This window comes from Acidobacteriota bacterium (assembly GCA_022562055.1).
GTDB lineage: Bacteria > Actinomycetota > Acidimicrobiia > Spongiisociales > UBA5794 > BMS3BBIN02.
The window spans coordinates 1-11,123 of sequence record JADFQA010000059.1 but is presented as its reverse complement, the minus strand read 5'-3'; the positions used below and the strand labels follow the sequence as shown (position 1 = coordinate 11,123).

Below are 11,123 nucleotides of genomic sequence, written 5' to 3'. Positions count from 1 at the left end.
GCCGATGCGGCGGAGGTGGTGCAGGACGTTTTTGTTCTTGTCGACACCAAAGTCGGCCAGCTCAGAGAGCCTGCGGCATTTCGAGGCTGGATCTTTGCGATTGCCCGCAGACAATCGCTCAACCGCATTCGGGACCGCAAGAACGTGCAGCCTATGGCGCCGATCGCTACCGACGAGCGACCGTTGAACCCGCTGCTCACAGCGGTCGATGTTTCAAGAATCGACGACCCCGAGCATGCATCTGCGGTGAAAGAACTCGCACAGCTCGTCTGGGAAGCCGCGGAGGCTCTGCCCGAAAAGCAGTACATGCTGCTCGATTTGAGCGTTCGTCAGGGACTCGATTCCGGGGAAATTGCTAAAGTGCTCGGCGTCACCAGGGGCAACGCCTACACGATGTTTTCGCGTATGCGTGCACGACTCGGCGACCAAATCGGGACCTACCTTCTGGTCCGCAAGGGCAGCAGGCATTGTCGCGGCCTCGAACTGGTGGTAGCGAGCGCCGATTTGCCGCCAGTGGATGAGCAACTCCGAAAGAACGTTGAGCGTCACGTCGCAGAGTGTGACGAGTGCACTGAACGTAAAAAGCGCATGCTCGCACCGCACCAAGTCCTCGCGGCTTTGGCTGCGGTGCCCGCCCCGACCGGACTTGCGGACTCCGTATGGGGCGCACTCCCTGGCAATGGCGGAGGGGGGTCCTCTGGCCGATGGCGGAAGTATCTTGCGGCGCTTGGTGTCGTCATCGCCGTCTTCGGTGTCACCGCAGTCGCCGCCGATCGCCTACCCGGAGACCAGTTGGTATCGACGACTGTCAATCAAAACACGCCTGTGGCTTTAGGTGACACGACAACAACAACGACAACAAAAACAACCTCTGCCCCGCCTACAACGGCGCCCAACCAGCCGCCGTTTGACCTTGTCATCGTGGCTCCCACGGACCTGGCCCGGTTGACGGTGAACGGTTCGGATCAGCAGGGCGTGTTCTGGTCTGGTAGAGCTTCGGGGTCTGCGGACTACGACGGTTCGGGTGTTTTGACGTACGAATGGTTCTCGGACCAGACGAGCGTGAGACTCGGGGTTGGCAAGGATGCGGTGATCCTTCTGAGAGGCGCGGCCGGCGCTCCGGTAACACATGTGCTCACAATGCGGGTCAAAGACGATGCTGGCATGTTCAGCGAGGTCTCGATCACGGTCGACGTGGTGCGTTGATTTTTTGCACGATCTGGCCTTGTTTGCGCTATCGCCTAACCTTGCGAAACCGAATCGTCACGGGAGAGCATCTATCCAATGAAACGCAGAGCTATTGTCGCGGTTGGCTTTATCCTGGTTGTTGCGGCCTGCGGCGGTGCCGGGACCGCAACGTCCACAACCGTCACCGAGACATCTACTACGTCGGGAGAACCCGTGTCGACGACCCAAGCAGACGAAACCCAGGTCGACCAGTCTCAGCCGGACGGACTCGCCGCGCAGGCTGGTGACCTCGTGTCAGTGCACTACATAGGCACATTGGACGATGGCACGGTGTTCGACGAGTCTCGACCTCGCGGCTCGACACTCGACTTCACGGTCGGCGGTGGCCAGATGATTGCAGGATTCGATGCCGGGGTTGTTGGTATGGAGGTCGGAGACACAAGGACAGTAGGGATCGCTCCCGAGGACGCGTACGGTCTAAAAAGCGACGCAGCTATATTCGAGATCTCTCGCGACCAGGCCGACGGCGACTTCGAGATTGGGGATCAGGTCGTTCTCGGAAGCGGCCAGTCAGGTGTGGTGGTCGCTCTGACCGACACTACGATCACAGTCGACGCAAACCCACGTCTCGCAGGTGAGACATTGACTTTCGAGATCGAAATGATGGCTATTAATCGTCCCGCTTCGTAACATTCGGTTCCACCATGTCGAGAATCTCTGACATGACAACACCGCCTATCACGTCGCCGTAGGTGTTGCGAATGGGGTAGCAGCGTGCGGATACAATCACGGTCACGCCGTCCGGTCGAGTCAGGTGCAGCGTTGTTGGTCCTGTCTGCTTCCCCGTAGCAATGCAACGCATGACTTGCGAGTCCCTGTTGCTGACCAACGTGCCGTCCTCGTAGCGGAGTTGATACTTCGACATCGATTCGGTGCTGAGTCGCGGCCGTTCGCTGTCGTCATTGATTCCGAGCATGTCTCGTTCTGCCTGATTCCAGTCGACTACGCGAGGCGGGTTGCCCTCGAACACCGAGATGGCTAAAGGTAAGGACTCCATAACACTTGCACGCAGCGCCTGGGCCACGCTCAGGTCTGCAGCGTCGACGGAATTCCGGAACCCGAACGCAGCCAGTTGGGCCAACGCCTCGGCTACACGGACGGCGGCCCCTTGTGGCATCTCGTTGCGCGCACCCCATCCGACAGCGAGGACCGCAAGAACTACCTCGTCGTGCAGTAGTGGCAAGAAGAGAGCCGCCTCGGCCCCGAGGCGTCGGACCCAGTCCACGGACTTATCTTTCAGGTCTGGTTCCGCAGACAGCGTCTGCTTCGTCACGACGGCGTCGAGCAGGTCGCTTGACGAAAGCGGACCGAATACTTCAACCGTCCCGAACGAACCGACCGGGTCCCAAGAGCCATCCGGCCGCGGGACCAGAAAAATCCCTCCGCGGGCGCCGAGAAGGTCTGAAAACCATGTGTGCATCCGCGACGTCAGCATGTCCAAAGACGATTCAGATAGCGCAGATGAGATGTCGACGACAAGCCTCGCCCGAGGGGAGAGCGCGACGTTCCGAGAGTCGGCGAGATGCGAAGGCAGCGCGTCGAGCACGGCATCGGGGGCGGCCGCGGGGAGCGAGAGCACAAAGACACAGCCCACGGCCTCCCGGTTTTCGTCCTGTCTCAGAACGAGATCTCCACCCATCTCGCGAGCGAGCATACAACTCAGTTTCAGACCGACACCGAGTCCAATTGTTGACGTTGTGCCGTCAAATACTGTCGCCGCCAGCGCAGGTTCGATACCAGGCCCGCTGTCCGCAAAACTCACCACGACCTGTTCGCTGGTGGTTTCGTATTTGATGTCGACGCGACCGTGCGGTGCGTACCGGGCGATGTTCTGGACAAGGTTCGAGATGATCTGGGTGACAAGTTTCGGGTCAGCGAAGACGGCCGTTTCTACGATTTCGGTACGGAATGTGCGGCTCGCCACCGCCTGATTTCTTTGCACAGCTAGGTCAACCGCGGTTGAGAGCAAGAAGGGGATCGGTTCCGGCGTGATCGACTGTTGTGCCAGTTTCGTGGACATTGTCAGGTTGTCTATCAAGTGCAGCATGTGTGCAGCTTCGGTATCTGCAAGCTGGAGTATTTCGAGACGCTCGTCGGCCTCGAGGTCGATCGACGGATCAGCGAGGAGGTCTATGGCGACTTGCATCGACGTCAACGGTGTCCGAAGTTCGTGTGCCGTTTGTCTGATGAGATCATCAGGGCTCTGCGAAGCGTTCTCCTGGGTCGACGGCGCCAGCGATACGCCGATCGCGGCTAGACCGATGACGACTACGACAACGATCGATACGCCAACAACAGCGGACGCAACAAACGTTACTGCTAAAGCAGCCGTTACGATTCGCTGGGTTCGGTGGATGCGCACGCTTTCTCCAGTAGGCCCCCTTTTTTTCATCATGCACTCGTAATTATGTCGGCGTTCGTTGTGTACGATTTAGCATTATCGACCTGACGGGGCCCTGTTAGTTGATCCAGCTGTTATGGGTGTGTTGGTTGGTGTTGATGTTGGCAGCGCTCAGCGTACTCAGCAGGGGTGAGTCCGCCGAGCGATGAATGTGGCCGGGGACTGTCCGGCATTTTGTGTAAGAGGCGACTAGAACTGGGGTTGGTGTTGCCGGCCCCATGGAAGGACGCTTATGTGAGGTTCCCCCCTCGGTCTCTAGTTGTGACAACCGGGGACGTTGTCCCTGGTGGAATGGTGTGATTGATCTTGTTGGGCACATCCCCTTCAACCCCGACGCCGCGTCGCTGTTCTACCAACTCGTGTCATCGCGCTACGAACAATCCAGCCTCATCGTGTCATCAAACAAAACATTCTCAGCATGGGCCGAGATCTTCGGCGACGCCGTCGCCGTCGAAGCCATGGTCGACCGGGTTGTCCACCACTCCCACATCCGCACCCTCAAAGGCGATTTCTACCGGCTCAAAAACAAACATGACGAACTGGCCACCACAAATGACAACCGCTAAACCGCGCAGAATTCAACCGGCGCAAACCGCGCAGTTTTCAACCGTCGTTGACAAAAGGGCCATCGACCTGGAGAGACCGGCTGCTGACGCTAGCGGTGTTGTTTATATCATCTGCGGTCTCCTTCCTCTCAAATTTGAGAGCGACTCTCGGCATCAGAGAGCGATTCTCACTGTGTGGGCGTGTGTCAGGCTGCTCACAATGACGGCCGCACACTGTTCGGGCCATCACACAATCGTCGGACTCTTGTGGACCGGACCCCTCTGTCAAACGTTCGCATGTGAACTGAGTCACGGGTAGCGGGGGGAATCACTGTATCGTCCCACCGCAATCGCCGATGAACCCTACATCCAGCTGAGGAGACCGGCAGCTACCACTGCTCCATGAACATGCAATCAACGCGCGTCATATACATTTCGGGTGCCGGAAGGTCCGGCACGACAGTGCTCAACGACATTCTTGACACCGTCGAAGGGGTCGCGGCATTCGGCGAGATCTGGAACACGTGGACCGTCGCTCAAGACCCGGCACATCTCTGTGGGTGTGGCCGGTTGCTCGCGGAGTGTGAGACGTGGTTCGGTGTCGTCGGTCCGAATCCGGTCCAGGATGAGATCAGAACAATCAATGAGCAACGTATGGCTGTTGCACGTATCCGCCAGGGGTGGCGTTGGCGCCGACTCCGCGATGATGACGCTTTCAATGCGTTCGCTGAAACCGTCGCAGGCGTATACCGTTCGCTAGCATCGGCGAGTGGCGTGGACACGGTTGTCGACTCTTCAAAGACGCCTGCGTTTGCGCTGGTTGCGGGCTCGGCGGATAGCGTGGACATGCGTGTTGTCCACCTCGTCAGAGACCCTCGCGCGGTGATTGCAAGCTGGTCGCGCCAAAAGTCCGTGACATTTGGGACAACTGTCGAGCGTCTAGAAACCCGTAGGTTCATTAGGATCGTGCGCCAGTGGATCTTCTTCAACACCGTCGGCTTGAGCCTGTTGAAACGTAGGTTCCCGACGCTTGTCGTCAGGATGGAAGACTTGGTGGCGAACCCCGCCACGGTGGTGGATGCCATCCGCCGCTTTGCGGAGATTGATCGGTCGTCTCCTTTGGTAAACCAAGACGGCACAATCACTATCGGAGGTGCGCACACCGTGGCTGGAAATCCTGATCGGTTCACAATCGGGCCGACTTTGCTCCGTGCCCCGGAAACCTGGCGGACGAGTCTACCGCTGTGGAAGCGTGTGTTTGTAACCGTCGTGACTTTTCTTGTGATGCTGCGTTTCGGCTACTACACGTGGCGAGGAAGAGCGCGTTCCGACGCGATAAAGCAGTCTCCCACGTAGGCACTGGGGGCGTGGACGCCACGATTTGCACGGACGGCCGGGCTGTGGTTTGAATACTCGCAACAGTCTCTCCCGAGCAGATCACAGGCCAATGACCCGTCGTATCCCTGGTCCCGCGCGTGCTGTTGCGGTAATTGCTCTCCTCTATCTGTTTCTTGGTGGAATCAAGCTTCTTGAGGCTGGCATCACTGAGTTCGGAAGCGATTTTACGGACTCGCTTTTCTCTCAGGTCAATCATCCGCTGGCTGGGCTGTTTGTTGGGGTGTTGGCCACGGTGCTGGTGCAGTCTTCGTCGGTCACGACCTCGACGATTGTTGCGCTCGTCGCAGGCAACGTGTTAAGCGTCGAGGCCGCGGTGCCGATGATCATGGGGGCCAACATCGGGACGTCGGTGACGAACACTCTGGTATCGCTTGGTCACGTTCGCCGATCAGATGAGTTTCGGCGCGCGTTCGCGGCCGCAACAATGCACGACTTCTTCAATCTCATCGCGGTGAGCGTATTTTTGCCCATTGAAATTGTGACGCGGGTCTTTTCCCGTTCGGCGACGCGCATTGCAACGGCGATCGCCGGCGGCAACGAACTCGGAGGCTCCTTCAATTCGCCGCTCAAGGGCGCGGTGAGATGGTTGGCGAAGGGTCTTGAGGCACCCTTCAAGACCTTAACTGACAACAGCACCATCCTGGCCATCGCATTTCTCGCGTTCGGGATTGCGCTCATCCTGCTGACGCTTGCATTGATCACGAAGAACATGCGCCTGCTGGTCGTGAACCGGATCGAAAACTCTCTCAATTCGGCTCTGCAGAGGTCTGGTCTGGTGGGTATCGCGATCGGGCTTGTCGTAACGGTGGCGGTCCAGTCGTCGAGCATCACTACATCGATCCTCATCCCGCTGGTCGGATCGGGAATTCTTGCCGTGCGGTCGGCGTACCCGATCACTCTCGGAGCGAACGTCGGCACCACGGTCACTGCGCTGCTTGCAGCGCTCGGTGCGGGACAGACCGCCGGGTTGTCGATTGCAATCGTCCATATGCTGTTCAACGTGGTTGCCATCGCGACGATCTATCCTATTGCTCGAATCCGATTTGCACCGGTCGTTGCCGCGGAGTGGTTGGCGTCGCTCGTTGTAGAGAGGAAAGCGTTGGCCATCGTCTACGTTGTCGGTTTGTTCCTCGTAGTACCCGTCGTCGGTATCCTGGTTCTATAGGAGGTGAGTATGGTTCTCGAGTTTTTCAAATCGCAGCCGAGCAGTTCTCTCGATGAAGTCGAGATCAAACTGGTTGAAATGTTGCGCCACGGTCGACGTGTATTCGATGCCGCGAATGCGGCTGTCTTTGGTGGTGGCAAATCGAAAGCCACGAAACGAGAAGTTCGTGGCACTGATCAGGAGATAAACGAGCTCCAGGCCGAGGTTCGGCGCATCCTCCTTGTACACGCCGCGACGACGCCGGCATTCGATCTAACCCTCGTGCTCAGCTACATGAGTGTCGTCAAGGACGCTGAACGTGTTGGGGACTACGCCAAGAACCTCTACGATCTGGCAAAATATGGTGCGGATTTCGGCGCCGCTGTCGATCGCGACGAACTATTGCGCTATCGGGACAACGTTGGGAAGCTGATCGACGATGTTGCGACGGTGTTTAGCAACAGAGACGGCGACGCTGCGCAGCACCTCATTGATAAGGCGGACGGGTTCCTCAAGAAGTACGACGCGTTGGTGAAACGTGCCTACAAGTCGGACGGACCTGCATCCGACGCCGTTGCGCGCGCCCTCTATTTCAGGTATCTCAAACGCATCACCGCACATTGCATGAATCTCCTGACGTCGTTGGTCGCACCGATCGACCGGCTTGATCGTTACGACGAGGCCGACGAGGATCGAGATCAGGACGTGTGAATTGACGGCTGGCACCGACGCTTCGGGGCGCGTGACACCCCCCGTGGTAGGCCAGGTCGGGTCGCTGGTGCGGACCGATTCGAGGACTGCGCGGGGCGTGACACGAGTCCACCGTGGCCTATCGTGCCGACCGGAGCGATCCGATCCGAGGAGAATGCGTGGTTGATGACAATCGTGACGAGGAGTACCCCTACACGGGAGTGGGCGAGTACGTTGCGTATCGCGGCGCTGCCTACGACGCACAAGAGATGCTGGTTCGTGGTGGTGCGTTCTACGAACACATGAACCGGCGTCGGTCCGTACGCCAGTTTTCCGATCGTCCCGTGAGCCGAAAGGCAATCGAGTATGCCGTAATGGCGGCTTCTACAGCACCGTCGGGCGCTCACTTCCAACCGTGGACGTTTGTGATCACAGAGGCCCCTGCGGTCAAGGCGGCGATACGCGTGGCCGCCGAGAGAGAGGAGCGCAAGAACTACATCGAGGGCCGAATGCCAGAGGATTGGCAGCGCGACATTCAACGCCTCGGCACAGGTTGGCGAAAACCATATTTAGAGACAGCGCCGTGGGTCGTGGTCCTTTTCGAGCAGCGTTATCGCGAGATTGCAGACGGGGAGCGTGGCAAGAACTATTACGTCAAGGAGAGCGTCGGCATCGCGGCGGGCATCTTCATTACGGCGCTACACACCATGGGTCTCGCCACCCTCACTCACACGCCGTCACCGATGGCATTCCTCTCTGTGCTGCTCGGCAGGCCACGGTCTGAGCGACCTTTCGTTCTCTTCCCAATCGGCTACCCGGCTGAGGACGCGGTTGTCCCGGATCTAGAACGCAAGCACATCAACGATGTCATGCTCGAGGTCACGGACTTACCGGCAGATCGCGGGTGACGGATCGTGGCGCTGGTAGCCTCGTGTGATTGAACCCTCTCAGCGCCGTGCCATCCACCGACGCGACGCAGGGCTAGTTGTCGGGGTCGACCAGCCCGATGTCCGTCGAACCGCATGTTCGGCACTGTAGATGCTGCTTTCCTAGGTCAGCGGTGGGGACAGGTCGAGCGAAATCTGCAACGCGGTCAGCGGGCTGCCGCCGCTTGTTTTCCCCGGTGGTGTCAGCCTGTGTCTGTGCGGTGTCGTCCTCATGGAGCGGCCTACGACACTGGACGCAATTTGTTGCGTAGGGGTGGTGCAAAGACCCGCAGTGCGGACAGGTCAGCCACTCTGTTGTGTCCGGCGTCCACACCGGAGGTGGAAGCTCGGAGTCGTTAGGTTTTGAAGCATCCTTTTGCTGAAAAGGTGGCGCGACGGGGCGTCGCGGCATGAGTGCGTGTGCCTCGGCGGTTTTGGGGTGGATAGCGCCGTCTGGTCCGACGATGTAGAGCGCAACGACGTGCGAATTGGCGAGTGCGATCGCACCATCGGAATATCTGGTGACCGCAAACAGGAGGCGATCTGCTTGTCCGTCTGCTTCGGTTCGCAGCAAGCTCAGGACTGCACCTTGCTTGACCTTCCCATTGGTGTATTTGATTCGTGCGACGAGTCCGCTTGCCCGCATTTCGACGATGCCGTCCGCGGGCTCAGTGAGGCTGTCGGGCGTTGCCTCGATGTGTGACAGCCACTGTGTCACAGCGTGGTACACCTCAGTGAAACTAAGTCTGGATTGCACAGTTCCTAAATTCTCGTGTGCGAGCGTGTCATCCAGGTATCGGCTGTTGGGGAATCAATGTGAAGGGATTGACCGGATCCGTTGCACACTGTCCCCAGAGTGCAAGCTGACCGATACCGCTTTTGACCATCGCAACCGGTTGGCTGGCCGCTGTGTACCCGACTACAGCGGCGTCGAGTGGCCCCAGTCCGCAAGTAGCGTCCGCAGAGACGATACAAAGGCGAGCGGCTGATCGAGGATCAGATGGTGATGCGCTTCGGGGATCGATATGACCGGTGCGCGTCGTCCCATGAGTTGGTACATGTAGGCTGCTGTGTCAGGTGGGACCACAACTGACAGGTCCCCGCGGATGAGGGCGATGCGGGTGTCAAGCCTTGAAAGTTGATCGCGCATAGCCACCAGCGTGCGGGTGAATATGTTCGGGTCGAATTTCCATGTCCAGCCATTTGGCGTCTCTATCAGCGAGTTTCTGGCAATGTGGTCGATGATGTAGCCGTTTTCACAGGGTTGCGGTGGTACGAGCCGAAAGCGTTTCACGGCCGTTTCAAGATCTGGGTACGTTCTTGGCCGACGGAACGACCTGCCGGTCGACGCCTCTTCCGACTCGGGATCGGGTCTTCTGACCGGTGAGTCAACAATGACGAGGCCGGCGACTTCGTCACCATGAGAGAATCCGACTTGGATTGTCACCATTCCACCGAGGGAATGGCCAACGACGATCGGCGGCTCGTCCATACCCGCGGCTTGGGCGACTGCGATCACCTCATCCGCCCACATCATGTGCGAGTACGAGTCGCGGCGGTCCGAATCGCCGTGTCCGGAGAGGTCTAACGCGGCGATTCGCAATTCGGAAGCGAAAAAGGGTGCCAGGAAACTCCACCACTGAGCGTGCGCTGCGCCGCCGTGGACAAAGACAAGTCCGGGTCGACCGATATGGCCCCAGGTTAGGTAGTGGATGTTGGCTCCGCCGACCTCCACGGTGTTTGATGTTGGTCGGCTGCCAAGGGCGCGTGTGAACCAGGTGGGTGCGGATTCATGTGTCACGAGAAACCGCCACGACGTCTCCAGGCAGCGGGAACCAGCGCAGGGTCTCAAAGCCTTGTGTTGCGGTCAGCGCCGGCACGGGTGGCGGTGACGACGACGCCGCGGCGTCGAAAATTCGGGTCGCTTCCTCCAGGTATCCAACGAGTTCAGATTGTCGGTCCTGTCGGCGCCTGTGCCTGTATTGCATGTCACCGGTTTCATATTCGACATCGTGAAGGCTGAGGGGTGGGTCGCGCACGGGATTTGTATGGAGCCAGAGACCGGTGCCCGCGTCAAAGCGATAGTAGGGGAGGAGATCGGCTGCTCGGTTTGCTATCAGGTGGACGGCGTCGACGATGAACTGGAACACGGTTTCTGAGAGAAAGTAGTTGAAGTTGACCCGCACCCACCCAGGCTTGATTCCTTCGCATCCGAGAGCCACTTGTTGGTCGTAGCGGGAGGATTCTTCGTTGCCGATTCCGAGCAGCGTGTGCCCGTATGGCCCTGCGCACGAACATCCGCCGCGAGATTGGATTCCGAACACATCATTGAGAACGGCGACGACAAAATTGTGGTGGAGGTGTTGATCGCCGTACTTGATGATGAATGAGACGATCGACAACCGGTCGGCCTGCGGGTTTCCGAGTATATCGATATTCGGGTTTCTTGACCATGACGCGATCGCCCTGGTGATGAATGCCTCTTCGTTGATTCGAATCGCCTCGGTCCCGACGGCGGCTTTGAGCTGGAACACAAGGCCAGCCCGGATCGACTCGATGATGGCCGGTGTGCCACCCTCTTCGCGGCGTTCGATGTCGTCGAGGTAGCGGTGTTTCTCTGAGTTGACGTACGCGACGGTGCCGCCCCCCGGGTTCGCGGGCACTCGGTTGCCGAACAGCGCCTTGCGGGCAACAAGAACTCCCGGTGTACCCGGGCCTCCAACAAACTTGTGTGGCGACATAAAGATGGCGTCCTTGTAGTTGAGGGCGCC

At 58.8% G+C, this 11,123-nt stretch carries 11 protein-coding genes; 7 read left to right on the top strand and 4 right to left on the bottom strand.

Annotated elements, in window-relative coordinates:
• A partial coding sequence (locus IIC71_14565) for a sigma-70 family RNA polymerase sigma factor (GenBank protein ID MCH7670403.1) occupies nucleotides 1-1,206 on the top strand: 1,206 nt, incomplete at its 5' end.
• 78 nt (nucleotides 1,207-1,284) lie between these two features.
• Nucleotides 1,285-1,878 carry an FKBP-type peptidyl-prolyl cis-trans isomerase gene (locus IIC71_14560; GenBank protein MCH7670402.1) on the top strand — a complete coding sequence of 198 codons (594 nt, stop codon included), beginning with the start codon at nucleotides 1,285-1,287 and terminating at the stop codon, nucleotides 1,876-1,878.
• Here the strand turns inward: IIC71_14560 and IIC71_14555 are convergent.
• Complete coding sequence (locus tag IIC71_14555; protein MCH7670401.1) at nucleotides 1,859-3,610, bottom strand: hypothetical protein; 1,752 nt, start codon at nucleotides 3,608-3,610, stop codon at nucleotides 1,859-1,861. The two genes, IIC71_14560 and IIC71_14555, sit on opposite strands and share 20 nt — an antisense overlap.
• Nucleotides 3,611-3,945: 335 nt before the next feature.
• On the opposite strand from IIC71_14555, the gene IIC71_14550 reads away from it, so the two are divergent.
• The 5 genes from IIC71_14550 (at nucleotide 3,946) to IIC71_14530 (ending at nucleotide 8,334) form a co-directional block, all read left to right on the top strand.
• Nucleotides 3,946-4,215: an ATP-binding protein gene (locus tag IIC71_14550; GenBank protein ID MCH7670400.1), complete on the top strand. Its 270-nt coding sequence runs from the start codon at nucleotides 3,946-3,948 to the stop codon at nucleotides 4,213-4,215.
• Between the two features lie 381 nt (nucleotides 4,216-4,596).
• Nucleotides 4,597-5,550, top strand: a complete 954-nt coding sequence (locus tag IIC71_14545) for a sulfotransferase (GenBank protein ID MCH7670399.1) — start codon at nucleotides 4,597-4,599, stop codon at nucleotides 5,548-5,550.
• Nucleotides 5,551-5,641: 91 nt separating this feature from the next.
• Nucleotides 5,642-6,757 carry a Na/Pi symporter gene (locus tag IIC71_14540; protein MCH7670398.1) on the top strand — a complete coding sequence of 372 codons (1,116 nt, stop codon included), beginning with the start codon at nucleotides 5,642-5,644 and terminating at the stop codon, nucleotides 6,755-6,757.
• A gap of 9 nt (nucleotides 6,758-6,766) precedes the next feature.
• Complete coding sequence (locus IIC71_14535; GenBank protein MCH7670397.1) at nucleotides 6,767-7,447, top strand: hypothetical protein; 681 nt, start codon at nucleotides 6,767-6,769, stop codon at nucleotides 7,445-7,447.
• Nucleotides 7,448-7,695: 248 nt separating this feature from the next.
• Nucleotides 7,696-8,334, top strand: a complete 639-nt coding sequence (locus tag IIC71_14530) for a nitroreductase family protein (GenBank protein MCH7670396.1) — start codon at nucleotides 7,696-7,698, stop codon at nucleotides 8,332-8,334.
• Between the two features lie 73 nt (nucleotides 8,335-8,407).
• Here IIC71_14530 and IIC71_14525 read toward each other — a convergent pair whose 3' ends face one another.
• The 3 genes from IIC71_14525 to IIC71_14515 form a co-directional block, all read right to left on the bottom strand.
• The gene (locus tag IIC71_14525; GenBank protein ID MCH7670395.1) at nucleotides 8,408-9,109 is read right to left on the bottom strand and encodes a hypothetical protein; all 702 of its coding nucleotides are present in this window, start codon (nucleotides 9,107-9,109) and stop codon (nucleotides 8,408-8,410) included.
• A 162-nt stretch (nucleotides 9,110-9,271) separates the two neighbouring features.
• Nucleotides 9,272-10,153: an alpha/beta hydrolase gene (locus tag IIC71_14520; GenBank protein ID MCH7670394.1), complete on the bottom strand. Its 882-nt coding sequence runs from the start codon at nucleotides 10,151-10,153 to the stop codon at nucleotides 9,272-9,274.
• Nucleotides 10,143-11,123: aminotransferase class V-fold PLP-dependent enzyme (locus IIC71_14515; GenBank protein ID MCH7670393.1), on the bottom strand; the 981-nt coding region annotated here is incomplete at its 5' end. The genes IIC71_14515 and IIC71_14520, both read right to left, overlap by 11 nt.

What these genes read in the sequence shown, in the direction of transcription:
- IIC71_14540 (MCH7670398.1), top strand. Translation starts at nt 5,642, where the DNA reads ATGACCCGTCGTATCCCTGGTCCCGCGCGTGCTGTTGCGGTAATTGCT.
- IIC71_14560 (MCH7670402.1), top strand. Translation starts at nt 1,285, where the DNA reads ATGAAACGCAGAGCTATTGTCGCGGTTGGCTTTATCCTGGTTGTTGCG.
- IIC71_14535 (MCH7670397.1), top strand. Translation starts at nt 6,767, where the DNA reads ATGGTTCTCGAGTTTTTCAAATCGCAGCCGAGCAGTTCTCTCGATGAA.
- IIC71_14530 (MCH7670396.1), top strand. Translation starts at nt 7,696, where the DNA reads ATGCTGGTTCGTGGTGGTGCGTTCTACGAACACATGAACCGGCGTCGG.
- IIC71_14545 (MCH7670399.1), top strand. Translation starts at nt 4,597, where the DNA reads ATGAACATGCAATCAACGCGCGTCATATACATTTCGGGTGCCGGAAGG.